The following is a 13,749-nucleotide window of genomic DNA, read 5'->3' as shown; positions in this document are numbered from 1 at the left end:
GGCCGAGTCTCGAAGAGGTAACCGAACAGAGGGTGAACGCGGAGCAGAAGGGTCACGAACAGCCGTACGCGCGGTATGCGACAGCAGTCCGCGCGCACCAAGTATCAGCTGCGGCAGAGGTGTTGCTGAACTGACAGATCTGCCGCGGCTCCGTCGTTCGCGAAGGACTACGGGCCGACGGGCAGCCGACGCTTGTGATCGGTGAGGCGGTAGCGGCTGACGATCGCCGCGAAGGTCCGCTCGTCCACCGGCTTGCCCTCCAGGAAGTCGTCGATGGCGTCGTACGAGACCCCGAGCGCGTCCTCGTCGGCCTTGCCCGGGTCGAGGGTCTCCAGGTCAGCGGTCGGGATCTTCCACACCAGTTCGGCGGGCGCGCCCAGCGCGTCGGCGACGGCACGCACCCGGCGCTTGGTCAGCCCGGTCAGCGGGACGAGGTCGGCGGCGCCGTCGCCGAACTTGGTGAAGAACCCGGAGACCGCCTCGGCGGCGTGGTCGGTGCCGACGACCAGGCCGTCGTGAGCGCCCGCCACCGCATACTGGGCGATCATGCGCTGCCGGGCCTTGATGTTGCCGTGCACGAAGTCCTGGTGGTGGTCGTCGCGGAAGCTCACGTCCGCGGCCAGCGAGGCCTGGAGCGCCGCATCACTCGCGGGCTTGATGTCCACGGTGAGCACCAGGTCGGCGCGGATGAAGGAGAGCGCGAGCTGGGCGTCGTGCTCGTCGGCCTGAACGCCGTAAGGCAGCCGCATCGCGTAGAACCGCGCTTCGTGCCCGGCTTCCCGGACCCGCTCGACGGCGAGCTGGCACAGCCTGCCGGTCGTGGTGGAGTCGACGCCACCGCTGATGCCGAGCACCAGGGAGCGCAGACCGGTGGTGGTCAGCTGCTCGGCGAGGAAGGCAACCCGGCGTTCGATCTCCCGCTCGGCCTCGAAGGTCTCGCCGACCATGAGTTCTCGGGCGATCTCCTGCTGGAGGGCGTTGGACGCCGGCTGGCTGCTCACTTCTGCTCCTTGTTGCGGTTCACGATGCGCTGTCGCCCGCCCACCCTACAGAGGGCCTTCCGGCAGGTCAGGGACGAGCCGGGCCTGCGCCACCGGCCCGGGCCGTGCGAGCAGATCCCCGCCGGGTCAGGAGCTCGTCCGCCATCCCCTGCCTCTCAGCGGTGGGCACGCCGCGCGTGGCGGATCTTCAACCGCCCGAACCCCATGGTCCCGGAGATCCGGATGGTCGGACCGCCAGGGCCGGAGCGCCGCGGGGGCTTGTAGAGCGCGTCCTTCCACACGGTGGTCAGACCCTCGACCTCGACGATCGCGTCGCGAGGCACCGTGATCCTGGCCCTGCCGGTGCCGAGTTGCAGCTCGATGTCGATCACCGGATCCTCGATGACCGCCCGGGACAGGTCCAGCTGCACCCTGCCGAACGCAGAGTGGACCTTGAGGATCCGAGGCACCCGCCAAGCCCCACGCCGCTTGATCCGTCCGCCTGCGGCACCGATGGTGGACGTGGTGGCCGGCTTCTGCGCCGGGAGTGAGCCCAGGGCTGTCACGAGCTCGCTGCCCGTCCTGGCCGTGAGCACCCGGCCGAGGCGCTCGTCCATCTCCTCGTGCGAGATGTGCCCTTCGGCGTACGCCTCTTGCAGGCGCTGCACGGCAGAGTCGCGGTCGTCGTCGACGATCAGTCGCGTCGGGTCTTCCGGTAGGGACGTCACCGTTCAAGCCTAAGGGCTGTCCCGTCATCCCCAGCGGGCGCAATCCGGCATGATCCCTACTGGGCCGGAGACACAACCGAGAGAGGCAACGCCCGTGAGTGAATGGCAGCTGACCGAGACATTCCGCAGCACCTCCGGCGACGTCCGCTGGGACCGCCTCGGACACCCCGGTCGGCCACCGGTGGTCCTCCTCCACGGCACACCCTTCTCCTCGTACGTATGGCGTGCCGTCGCCCGCTCCCTCGCACGCCGTCATCAGGTGTACGTCTGGGACATGCCCGGTTACGGGGCATCGGAGAAGTCCGCCGGCCAGGATGTCTCCCTGGCCGCCCAGGGCAGGGTCTTCACCGAACTCCTGGCGCACTGGGGACTGGAAGAACCGCTGGTGGTCGCCCACGACTTCGGCGGCGCGGTCTCCTTGCGGGCACATCTGCTGCACGGCGCCCGCTACCGCGCCCTCGCCCTGGTCGACCCGGTCGCACTGGGGCCGTGGGGCTCGCCGTTCTTCCGGCTCGTCGGCGAGCACTCCGAGGTCTTCGAGCAACTGCCGCCCGCTCTGCACCACGCCCTGGTGCGGGAGTACGTGACGTCGGCCAGCAGCCCCGGGCTGCACCCGGCAGTCCTCGACCGGCTCGTCGAGCCCTGGCTCGGCGAACTCGGCCAGCCGGCCTTCTACCGGCAGATCGCCCAGGCCGACCAGCTCTACACCGACGAAGTGCAGGACCGGTACGGCGAGATCGGCGTCCCGACGCTGGTGTGCTGGGGCCACGACGACACCTGGATTCCCGTGGCGAAGGGACAGGAGCTCGCCGCCCGCATCCCGGGCGCCCGGTTCGAGCCGATCGCCGGTGCGGGCCACCTCGTCCAGGAGGACGCGCCCGCCGAGCTCACCGCTGCTCTCCTCGACTTCCTCCCCCGGGGCTGACCGGTAGGTCTGCCCCGGGGCCCGGTGACCTGCGCGGTCACGGCACCCGTCCTACCTGATCACTGATCTTGCGGATCGAATGACCTGACGGCATTGCGAGGGAGCCCCACACCTCGGCCGAGCGCCGCCATCCATGGCCGGCACGCTCAAAGATGAGCCACGGTCTGGAAGCGACGGCGGTATTCGGTCGGGCTGGTGTCGAGCGTACGGCGAAACGCTCGGATCAGGGTGTCGATGGTGCCGAACCCGCACGCCGACGCGATGCGGTCCAGCGTGTCGTCCGTCGATTCGAGCTGGTGGCGGGCCAGTTCGACGCGGGCGGATTCGAGGTAGGCGGCGGGAGTCATCCCGAGCTCCGCCCGGAAGACGCGGGAGAGCTGCCGCTCCCCCAGATGCGCGGCCTCGGCGAGATCCGCCACACTGATCGGCTGTCGCAGGTTCTCGTTGATGTAGTGGCGGATCTCCTCGATCCGGCGGGTCGTGGAGACCGGTTCGAGGGGGACCGAGAACTGACTCTGCCCGCTGGGCCGCTTCAGGTACATCACCAGCTGCCGCGCGACACGCAGTGCGGTGCTCTCGCCGAAGTCCTCGGCCACCAGGGCGAGGGCGAGATCGAGGCAGGCGCTGATCCCGGCGCCGGTCCACACGTTCCCCTCGCGGATGAAGATGGGATCCGGGTCGACACGCACAGCAGGGTGATCGGCGGCGAGCTGCGGCGCGGTGGACCAGTGCGTGGTGGCGCGCTTGCCGTCCAGGAGTCCCGCAGCGGCCAGGAGGTGCGCCCCGACGCACACCGAGGTGATGCGACGGGACCGCGCGGCGAGGGCCTTCACCTGCGCGACCACGTCACGGTCGACGACGGCTCGGATGCGGCGGTTTCTGTCGATGGTGACGGACCCGGGCACCAGGACCGTGTCGATGGTCTGTGTGACGGCATCGCTGAACGTGATGTCGGGCATGATCCGTACGCCTGTGGAGGTGGTGACCGGATCGAGGGTCTCGGCGGCGAGCAGGACTCGATAGCCCGTCGCGTCGTCGGTTTCCCGCCGGACCAGGGCGAACACCTCTGGCGGGCCGGTGACGTCGAGAAGATCGACACCCTCGAAGAGAACGATCACGACGAGACGTTCGACAGTGCGCACGGTGTCCCCCTGGGCCGGCTTCGAGCATGTCCGATCCTGCAAGTTACATGACATTGCCGTCACTTGAGTGGGCGTCATAGCGTCAAGAGCGCAGCCTGCCGGACGGGGCGGGCTGCACTCCATCGCTCCATTGCAAGGGATAGCCCATGTCTGCAACCACGCTCCGGCAGCTCAACGGATTCGACGACACCCCCGCGAAGCTGGCCGACTCCACCCTGATCCTGGTGGACTACCAGAACACGTACACACAGGGCGTGATGGAGCTGGAGGGCTGGCAGACCGCCCTCGACGCCGCCGCCCTGCTCCTCGCCCGGGCCCGTGAAGCCGGAGCGACGGTCATCCACGTGGTCAACGACGGCGGCGAAGGCACCCCGTACGACATCCGAGCCGAGATCGGCAGGATCCACCCGTCCGTGGCGCCGGTCGGCGAGGAGCCGACCGTCGTCAAGACAACCCCCAACGCCTTCCACGAGACCGGCCTGGGCGAGCTGGTCGACGACGCCGGGAACAACGATCTCGTCATCGCCGGGTTCATGACGCACATGTGCGTGCAGTACACGGCGGCCGGGGCGTTCCTGCGCGGCAACCGCCCCACGGTCGTCGCCGACGCGTCGGCGACCCGCCCCCTCACCGCCGCGGGCAAGGGCGTCACCGCCGAACAGCTCCACAACGGAGCGCTGGCCACCATCGAGGACCTGTACGGCGTCGTCGTTCCCACTGCTGACGAACTGGGCTGATCACCATGACCGAGACCAGCACCCGGAACGCGAAGAAGCCCTCGGCAGCCCGCGTGGGCGTCGGACTTGTCGCTGCCGCAGCCGTCGGCGCCGCGGCCATGTTCGGCGGAGTCCAGCTCACGGAGGACGAGAAGGACACCGCACCTGCCGCGTCCGCCGAGGCGGCGGCGGGCACCGCCGTGGACCTGTCGGGGACGACGACGCTGCGCACGCTGAACAAGCTCCCGGCGAAGCCCGCCGCCCTCAAGGACTCGACCCTGATCCTGGTCGACTACCAGAACACGTACACCAAGGGGACGATGGAACTGGAGGGTTGGGAGCCCGCCCTCGACAAGGCCGCCGATCTGTTGAAGCGGACCCGCGCGGCCGGCGGGAAGGTCATCCACGTCCAGAACGACGGCGGAAAGGGCACTCCGTACGACGTCACCGCCGACATCGGCAAGATCCACCCCAAGGTCGCGCCGATCGACGGTGAGCCGGTCGTCACCAAGAAGGTCCCCAACGCCTTCGTCGGCACGAACCTCGGCGACCTGGTCGACAAGGCCGGGAACAAGAACGTCGTCATCGCCGGGTTCATGACCCACATGTGCGTCACCTTCACCGCCGAGGGCGCGTTCCTGCGAGGCAACGCCCCCACCGTCGTCTCCGACGCCTCGGCGACCCGGTCCCTGCCCACCCCCGGCGGCGGCGTGTCCGCCGCACAGGTCCACCAGGGCGCACTCGCGACCATCGGTGACCTCTTCGGGGTGGTCGTCGAGTCCGGCTCCGAACTGACCTGACCGCCCCCGACCAGCCACCGGCTCCGCCCTCCCCCCTTCTCCCCCCGCTGGGGCGGAGCCGGCATCTCCCCCCACAGCACGACCGTCTTCGTCCCCGCCCGGGGCCGAGGGCAAGCACATCCATAAGGGAGAAGAAGCACGTGGCTACGCGCAGAAGTTTCCTCGGTACGGCCTCGGCTGTCGGAGCGGCAACGCTCCTCACCCACGGCCAGGCTTTCGCCGCCGAGGACGCCACCGCTCTGGCAGCCGTCACCGAGCGGGAGGCGCGGGACTCGATTCTCGCGGTCAACGCGGGGATGCGTTCCCACTACGCGGCACTCAAAGCCGAGCTGATCAAGCAGCTCAGCCCGGTCATGGTCGTCCAGAACGACAACAAGGGTGGCAGGTTCACCCTGATCCACGGCGGCAAGCAAGAGGCCGTCCAGCCCGTCTCGGAGATATTCGAGATGGCCAAGTCCATAGCCCACGTTCCCCTGGGCATCTTCTCGGTCCTCGCCGCCTATCTGGGTGAGAAGGTGCCCAACGTCCCCAACGCTGCCCGGATCGATCCGCACGACCTGGCCATGGTGTCCATGAAGACCGGGACCGGATGGATCACCCCGCTGCTGGAGTACCAGAAGACCCTCGGGGTCGCGAAGGGCAACCTCAAGGACGCGGCCCTCCCGGCAGGGCTGACCAAGTCCTGCGACGAGCTGCTCAGCAAGGCGAACATCTTCATCGACGCGGCCGTCAAGACGAAGACGTTCGACATGAAGTCCTACCAGGACTTCGCGAAGGCCGCGTTCGCCAACGTGGGTATCAACATGGAACACGCCTCAGCCGCGCAGATCGCCGGAGTGCAGGCCCTGCTCAAGAAGTGGCGGGCGCAGATCGGCGAGGCCGCGTGGGCGGACCTGTACGTGGGCGTTCTCTCCCAGTGGACGACGTCCGTCCTGAACCAGAACACCATCATCATCAAGCCGCACATGAACGCCAAGAAGGTCGACACCCACCTGATCGACTTCCCGACCACGTCGCCGCCGGCCGACCCGGTGTTCACCGTCCTCGACAACATCGCCCGCATCGTCCAGGACAACATCGCCGCCGAGCTGGTGTTCGTCTCCGACACCGTGATCGCCGACGCCCTCAAGGGCAAGCAGGACCTGCTGTCCACGGAGATCCTCGAACAACTCGAGAAGCCGCTCTCCGCCGCGTCGGCGACGCCGGCCGCATTCGCCACGACCGGGGCGGCAGCGATGACCTGCCCGGTCACCGGGCGGACGGTCGCCCAGGTCTGATCCGCCGCCCTCTGCCACTCACCGCAGAGGATCAGCAGGGCTCCGGGGGGAGACCAACACGGCACCACCCGTGCCCACATACGACTTCGCCCGGCCCCCAACCCGATCGGTTGGGGGCCGGGCCGTTCTGCCGCACAGCACAACAACAGGGGGAACCACAGCATGTCCGCACACCAGCGAAGAATCCGAGCAGGCCGCCTCTGGATTCTCGCGGGGATCGTCCTTCTCTCCATCAACCTGCGTCCCGCGATCACCGGCACGGCCCCGGTCCTCGGCGAGCTGAGAGCCCGCTACGGACTGGACGACACCGGAGCCGCCGTCCTCACAACCCTGCCCGTCCTGTGCCTGGGAGTATTCGCGTCCCTCGCCCCGCCGCTCGCCCGCCGCGTCGGGACCGAACCCGCCATCGTCGCCGCCCTCAGCCTCATCACCGCCGGAATCGGTCTGCGCGGGCTGGCCTCGCCCGTCGCCCTCTACACGGGAACGGTCCTCGCCGGGACCGGCATCGCCATCGGCAACGTCCTCCTGCCGGCCATCATCAAGCACCGATTCCCCATCCGCACCGGCACACTGACCGGGATCGCCATGACGATCATGGCCGCCTCCGGTGCCGTGGCCGCCGGACTCGCCATCCCTCTCGACGAGACGATCGGGTGGCATCTCGCGTTCCTGGTCTGGGCACTGCCCTCCCTTGCAGCCGCGCTGCTGTGGGTACGCAACGCCCGCAAGGCACCGCGGTACCGACGCATCGCACCGGCCTCACGAGGGCGCCACGCCCGCCGCCCCGATCCGGTGCCCGCCGACGCAGAGCCCGCCGACGCAGAGCCCGCCGGACGACTGCTGCGCTCACGGCTGGCCTGGGCCGTCGCCGGGTTCCTCGGAGCTGTGTCGTGCACGTTCTACGTGCTGGTGTCCTGGCTCCCGATGATCCTCCAGGACTACGGCTACACAGGACCCGAGTCCGCGGCAATGCTGTCCGTGATGATGCTCGTCGGCATCCCCTTCGGCTTCGTCGTCCCTCTCACTGCCACGCGACTGACCGACCAGCGGCCCCTGCTCCTCGGAGTCCTGGCCGTCATGGCCGCGGGACTCGGCGGCCTGGTCCTCGCCCCCGGCCAGGCCTGGACGTGGGTCCTGGTCACCGGCGTCGCCACCGGCAGCGCCTTCCCTCTCGCGATCATCCTCCTCGCCCTCCGCTCACCCTCACCCCCGACCACGGCACGCCTGTCCGGCATGGCACAGACCGTCGGCTATCTCCTCGCCGCCCTCGGACCCCTCACGATGGGCCTTCTCCGCAGCGCCACCGGCAGCTGGCAGACACCGCTGCTCGTCCTTCTCGCGCTGCTCGTACCCAAGACCGTCCTCGGCCTCTACGCGGCCCGCCCGGGCCTCGTCCACTCCCGGCTCATCGCCACCGGAACCAGTCCTGACGCCGATAGCGCCCTTGCCCTCAGCAGCAGATGAAGGAGCGGCCCGCTCCGGTGTGTTGGTGGGCAGGTGTTGCCACGGCAGTGGTGGCGCCTGCCCACCGGCTGCGGTGCGAGCGCCCGCTTGGGCGAGGTCGACGTCGCCAACTCGCACACCCAGAGGCGTACTTGACAGGAGCATGGCCAGTACGCGGTGATGAGCACGTTCCGAATCCCCCGGGAGAGTTCGGCAACTGCCCACCCGGCTCCGTCCGTCAGCTGTCGCCGCCCCCTCCCGCACTCTCGGTTCCGCGTGGAGCCGAGCCCCCACGAGTGAAGGGACAGCAATGCCGCACTCCCTATGGTTGAAGGCCGCCGGCGCCGCCGCAGCGGTCACCCTGATCACCGCACCAACGGCGAACGCCACGTCCGCGCATGAGGCTGCCGAGTCGAAGAACTCGGCAGCGACAGTGACACTCCGCTACGACGACAGCCGTGCCGCCGGCTGGGAGGCGGCTATCGCCGCCGGAGTCGCCGCGTGGAACTCGAACGTCGACAACGTGAAGCTGGTCGAGGCCGCGCCGGGAACCCGGGCCGAGATCCAGATCGTGGCCACCAGCGGCTGGCCGCAGGCGACCCTCGGACCGGTCCGTCCGGGCGGTCAGGCCCGTGTCGAACTCGGCAGCCAGGCAGTCACCCAAGGCCACGACAAAATCCGGATCGCAGCCCACGAGATCGGCCACAACCTGGGCCTGCCCGACACCAAGCCCGGCCCGTGCTCCCAGTTGATGTCGGGTTCAAGCGCGGGCACCAGTTGCAGGAACGCGGTTCCGAACGCCGCTGAGCAGGCCCGCGTGGAATCCGCGTACGCCAACGGCGTCGTGCGCACCCCGACCGACGGACGCATCCTGGTGGACGCGCCGTAGTCGGCAGGACAACCACAAGGCGAGGTGCCTGACCCGGGTTGCGGGTCAGGCACCTCGTTCGCTTCTCAGGCAGACGACGTGCGCACCGGACGCAGGTACACCCCAGAGGGCGACCGGCCCGGACCGCGGCTCATCGCGTGGTCTCGCCGACCACGGGGACCTCACACGCACGAGAAGCCGCCGTGGTCAACACCCGGCAAGTTTCCACTCGTTGAGGACAAAGTATGGACGGTTCGAGGTGACCTTCGTACGCTGGGCGTCGATTTCGCACGGACGTCCGCGTGCCTCACGGCGGAACGCGCCGCAGCACCCGTACGTGGACGAACACCACTCCGCGTCCGAGGCCGGCCCTCGGACGTGCCGCCTCGCAGCGCCCAGCAGGAGGAAGAGTGACGCCACGCAAGGCCCCAACCCTCCGCACCATTCGCCGTAGACCACGCAGTATCACCGGACTGCTCCTCGCGGCCCTTCTGACCGGCGGCCTCGCGGCCCCCGTCGCCGACGCCGACGAGAAGCCCTCTCCGGGCGACAAGCCCTTCGCGGACTTACCGCCCCAGGAACCCGGTGTCACTCTCCGCGTCTTCGACGTCCAGTCCCCGCTGAGCAAGCTCTGCGATCTCAAACCGGCCCAGACCCCCAACGTCGACAAGCTGATCCCCACCGCCGACTGGTCCTCCACCGAGGGTTTCGGCTTCACCGACAACTTCGTGTCGCAGATCCTCGGCAACATCAACGTCCCCGCAGCCGGCACGTACGCCTTCCGCCTGATCAGCGACGACGGCTCCCGCCTGTTCATCGGCGACAAGAAGGTCATCGACCACGACGGGCTGCACGGTGCCGAGCCCAAGGACGGCGAGTCGGTTCTGACCCCCGGCTACCACGCCCTGCGTATCGACCACTTCGACCGCGGTGGCGACCAGCAGGTCACGCTGCAGTGGAAGCCGCCGGGCGCCGACGACTTCACCCTCGTCCCCAGCTCCGTACTCAGCACCGACGCCGACGTCGTCCGCGTCACCGCTCCCGGTCGCAAGGAGTGCGAGGGCACCTACGACACCCCCGGCGACGGCCTCCCGTTGACCTCGGTCAACCCCGGCTACACCCTCACCGATCTGCGCCCCAAGGGCTTCGAACCGCAGGTCTCGGCGATGGACTGGCTGCCGGACGGGCGGCTCGCCGTGACGACGTGGGGCGGCAGCACCAAGACGGAGGGAGAGGTGTACGTCCTCGACCAGGTCACGGGTGACACCGGCCCGGAGAAGGTCACCTTCCAGAAGATCGCCGGCGGCCTCAAGGAGCCGATGGGGATCAAGTACGTCGACGGGAAGCTGTACGTCTCGGAGAAGCACCAGCTCACCGAACTCTCCGACATCGAGGGCGACAACGCCGCGGACGAGATCCGCAAGGTCGCCGAGTGGCCGTACGGAGGGAACTTCCACGAGTTCGCCTTCGGCCTGCTCTACGAGAAGGGCGACTTCTATCTGAATCTCTCCGTCGCCATCAACTACGGCGGCGCGACCACCGATCCGCAGCCTGCCGCGAACCGCGGCACCACCATCAAGGTGAACAAGAAGACCGGCAAGGTGAGCTACCTGGCCGGCGGCCTCCGTACGCCGAACGGGATCGGACGGGGCCCGCAGGGCGAGCTGTTCGTCACCGACAACCAGGGCGGCTGGCTGCCCGCCTCCAAGCTGGTCCACGTCAAGCAGGACCGCTTCTTCAACCACTACACCAACCCGGACGGCCCGTTCGACGACCGGACGGTCAGCAAGCCGGTGCTCTGGCTGCCGCAGAACGAGATCGCCAACTCCCCCAGCACACCGATGCTGTTGAAGAAGGGGCCGTTCGCCGGGCAGATGCTCTTCGGCGACGTCACCTACGGCGGACTCCAGCGCGCCGACCTGGAGAAGGTGGACGGCGAGTACCAGGGCGCCGTGTTCCGGCACACCCAGGGCCTGGAGGCCGGCATCACCCGCATCAGCACCGGACCCGACGGTGCCATCTACGCCGGCGGCCTCGGCGCCGACGGGAACTGGGGCCAGGAAGGCAAACTCCGCTTCGGCCTGCAGAAGCTCACGCCGAACGGCAAGACCGCGTTCGACATCAAGACCATGCGCGCCACCCGCGACGGGTTCGATGTCACCTACACCAAGCCCCTGTCGGAGGAAACGGCCGCCAAGGTGACGAAGGGCGCCTACTCCGTCGAGCAGTGGCGGTACGTCCCCACGCCGGCGTACGGAGGCCCCAAGGTCGATGAAGAGGTCCTCCCCGTCGCAGCCGCCCGGCTCTCCGCCGACCGTCGAACCGTCCGGCTCACCATCCCCGGCCTCAAGACCGACCGAGTGGTGCACGTGCGCTCGCCGCGCCCCTTCGCCTCGGACACCGGTGAGCAACTCTGGTCCACCGAGGCCTGGTACACGCTGAACGCACGCCCCGGCGCCGAGCAGCCCACCACCTCGTACGACGCGGAATCGGCACGTCTGTCCGGCGGAGCCGACATCGACACCGAGCACGCCGGCTACACCGGCGGTGGCTTCGTCGACGGCTTCAGCACGCAGGGCGCCACCGCCACCTTCGAGGTCGAGGCACCCGCGAAGGGCAGCTACGACGTGGGACTGCGGTACGCCAACGGCCCGCACCCCTTCACCGGCACCAAGACCCTCGGTGTCAGCGTCAACGGCGGCCAGGCACAGCAGACCGCCCTGCCCTTCACGGGCGCCTGGAACCGCTGGTCGGCCAAGACCGAGCGGCTCGCTCTGCGCAAGGGCCGCAACACCATCACCTACACCTATCGGGCCGAGGACACCGGTCACGTCAACCTCGACATGATCGAGGTGCGCAGACCCGGCAGTCGTATCGACCTGTTCTCCGGCGGCAGCGTCGCGACCGCCTGGCAGCACACCGACGGCCGCAGCCCCGACTGGCCGCACACCACCGACAACTCCATCGAGGTCTGCTGCGGCGACATCCGCACCAAGCAGGCTTTCGGCGACTTCAGAATGCACGCCGAATTCCGGGTGCCGAAGCTGCCGGACGACGTCACCGGGCAGGACCGCGGCAACAGCGGCATCTACCTCCAGGAGCGGTACGAGATCCAGATCCTGGACTCGTTCGGCGTGGAGAAACTCGCCACGAACGAGGCCGCGTCCATCTACAACAAGAAGGCGGCCGACCTCAACGCCTCCACCGCACCCGAGACCTGGCAGACGTACGACATCGTCTTCCGCGCGGCCCGTTTCGACGCCGCGGGCAAGAAGACCGATGACGCCAGGATCACGGTGGTGTGGAACGGCAAGAAGGTGCACGACAACGTGGCAGTCGACGGCCCGACCGGTGCCGGCGACGCGGAATCGGCCGCGGCAGGCGCGATCAGGCTCCAGGACCACGGCAACAAGGTCCGCTTCAGGAACGTCTGGATCGAGCCGCTGGACTGACAGCCCTGGATCGTTCCCGGGCCGGCGAAGCCACCGTGCGTACGTACGGCTTCGTCGGCCCGGGACGTATCGGCTGCCAGGACGCCGGCAGCGCGTGCCCGTTCCTCGTCGCGGCGCGCAGGTGCGAGCGCGGCGGAAACGCCGGCTGACGCCGTTAGCATGCGTCGCATGCCGGACGCCCTGCCCCACCCCGAGCCGTTCACCCCGCAGGCCGACCCCGCGGTGCTCGAAGACCTTCGGGCGCGGCTGCGCGCGACACGCTGGCCGGACAGACCCGAGGACGCCGGGTGGTCCCTCGGGACCGACGTGGCCTACCTCCGTGAGCTCGTCGCCTACTGGGCGGACGGCTTCGACTGGCCGGCACAGGAGGCGGCGCTCGCCCGGCTCCCCCGTTTCCACGTGCCGCTCGGTGGTCTCGGGATCCACTTCGTCCACGCCCGGGCTGTCGCGTCGTCAGGTCCGGTGCTGCCGTTGGTCCTCAGTCACGGATGGCCGGATTCGTTCTGGCGGTACACAAAGGTCATCCCCCTGCTGACCGACCCCGGAGCGCACGGCGCCGATCCTGCGGACGCGTTCGATGTGGTCGTGCCCGACCTGCCGGGCTACGGGTACTCCGACGCTCCCACGGGTCCCCCTCTCGACTCCGTCGCCGTCGCCGGTCTGTGGGCCGAACTCATGGGCCTCCTCGGCTACCCGCGGTTCGGTGCATCCGGAGGGGACATCGGCAGTCATGTGAGCCGCTACCTCGCGCTCGATCACCCGGACCGGGTGGTGGCCGTCCACCGAACAGACGCCGGCGTTCCCGTGTTCACCGGCGACCGGTCGGACCTCGAACCCGAGGAACGCGCCTGGCTCGAGGACGTAGCGGCCTGGGGCGGTAGTGAGGGCGCCTACGCCGCCATGCACCGTACGAAGCCTCAGACCGCTGCCGTCGGTCTCCACGACTCGCCGGCCGGACTCGCCTCATGGATCGTCGAGAAGCTCCGAGCGTGGAGCGACTGCGACGGGGACATCGAGCGGAGCTTCACGAAGGACGAGATCCTCACCAATCTCACGCTCTACTGGCTCACCGGGACGATCGGCTCGTCGATGCGCATGTACCGCGCGAACGCGGCGATCCCGCCCGCGCAGCACGCCCGCCGGGTCGAGGTGCCGTCCGGATTCTCGCTCTTCCCCGGTGACGTCGTGCGGCCGCCGCGGGCGTGGCTCGAGCGCACGACGAACCTCGTGCGCGTGACCGAGCCCGCGCGCGGCGGGCACTTCGCGCCGTTCGAGGAGCCCGAGCTCTACGCCGAGGAACTACGCGAGTTCTTCCGCCCGTACCGCACAGCGGCAAAGGGCTGAACCGCTGCCGCGCCTTCATCCGGACGACCGCGCTTCCACCGAAGTCGAGGCATTCCCCGGCAGCGTCGTCAACG

Annotated in this window: 11 protein-coding genes; 8 read left to right on the top strand and 3 right to left on the bottom strand. The window is 69.0% G+C overall.

Annotation, left to right across the window (positions count from 1 at the left end):
* Positions 1-167: 167 nt before the first annotated feature.
* Entirely contained in the window at positions 168-947 is a 780-nt protein-coding gene (gene nadE / locus ACQPWZ_RS34555; protein ID WP_433573921.1) for an ammonia-dependent NAD(+) synthetase, read from the bottom strand.
* 209 nt (positions 948-1,156) lie between these two features.
* Positions 1,157-1,708 carry a DUF1707 SHOCT-like domain-containing protein gene (locus tag ACQPWZ_RS34550; protein ID WP_433573436.1) on the bottom strand — a complete coding sequence of 184 codons (552 nt, stop codon included), beginning with the start codon at positions 1,706-1,708 and terminating at the stop codon, positions 1,157-1,159.
* A 94-nt stretch (positions 1,709-1,802) separates the two neighbouring features.
* Here ACQPWZ_RS34550 and ACQPWZ_RS34545 point away from each other — a divergent pair, with 94 nt between their 5' ends.
* On the top strand, positions 1,803-2,633 hold the full coding sequence (locus ACQPWZ_RS34545; protein WP_433573435.1) for an alpha/beta fold hydrolase: 831 nt from the start codon (positions 1,803-1,805) through the stop codon (positions 2,631-2,633).
* Between the two features lie 146 nt (positions 2,634-2,779).
* Here ACQPWZ_RS34545 and ACQPWZ_RS34540 read toward each other — a convergent pair whose 3' ends face one another.
* Entirely contained in the window at positions 2,780-3,775 is a 996-nt protein-coding gene (locus tag ACQPWZ_RS34540) for a GlxA family transcriptional regulator (protein WP_433573434.1), read from the bottom strand.
* 146 nt (positions 3,776-3,921) lie between these two features.
* Between ACQPWZ_RS34540 and ACQPWZ_RS34535 the strand changes: the two genes are divergently transcribed.
* From ACQPWZ_RS34535 to ACQPWZ_RS34505, 7 genes are all read left to right on the top strand, one after another.
* The gene (locus ACQPWZ_RS34535) at positions 3,922-4,512 is read left to right on the top strand and encodes an isochorismatase family protein (protein WP_433573433.1); all 591 of its coding nucleotides are present in this window, start codon (positions 3,922-3,924) and stop codon (positions 4,510-4,512) included.
* Positions 4,513-4,610: 98 nt separating this feature from the next.
* A complete protein-coding gene (locus ACQPWZ_RS34530) occupies positions 4,611-5,291 on the top strand; it encodes a cysteine hydrolase family protein (protein WP_433573920.1) in 681 nt (226 codons plus the stop codon).
* 140 nt (positions 5,292-5,431) lie between these two features.
* Positions 5,432-6,568: a hypothetical protein gene (locus ACQPWZ_RS34525; RefSeq protein ID WP_356703024.1), complete on the top strand. Its 1,137-nt coding sequence runs from the start codon at positions 5,432-5,434 to the stop codon at positions 6,566-6,568.
* Between the two features lie 162 nt (positions 6,569-6,730).
* Complete coding sequence (locus ACQPWZ_RS34520) at positions 6,731-8,032, top strand: CynX/NimT family MFS transporter (RefSeq protein WP_433573432.1); 1,302 nt, start codon at positions 6,731-6,733, stop codon at positions 8,030-8,032.
* A gap of 289 nt (positions 8,033-8,321) precedes the next feature.
* Positions 8,322-8,900, top strand: coding sequence for a snapalysin family zinc-dependent metalloprotease (locus tag ACQPWZ_RS34515; RefSeq protein ID WP_433573431.1), 579 nt, complete (start codon positions 8,322-8,324; stop codon positions 8,898-8,900).
* A 389-nt stretch (positions 8,901-9,289) separates the two neighbouring features.
* A complete protein-coding gene (locus ACQPWZ_RS34510) occupies positions 9,290-12,331 on the top strand; it encodes a family 16 glycoside hydrolase (protein ID WP_433573430.1) in 3,042 nt (1,013 codons plus the stop codon).
* 168 nt (positions 12,332-12,499) lie between these two features.
* Positions 12,500-13,675: an epoxide hydrolase family protein gene (locus ACQPWZ_RS34505; protein ID WP_433573429.1), complete on the top strand. Its 1,176-nt coding sequence runs from the start codon at positions 12,500-12,502 to the stop codon at positions 13,673-13,675.
* Positions 13,676-13,749 lie beyond the last annotated feature (74 nt).

The organism is Streptomyces sp. CA-251247, assembly GCF_050952975.1.
Taxonomy (GTDB): Bacteria; Actinomycetota; Actinomycetes; order Streptomycetales; family Streptomycetaceae; genus Streptomyces; species Streptomyces achmelvichensis.
The sequence above is the reverse complement of the archived record's forward strand: the minus strand, read 5'-3'. Positions and strand labels throughout refer to the sequence as shown.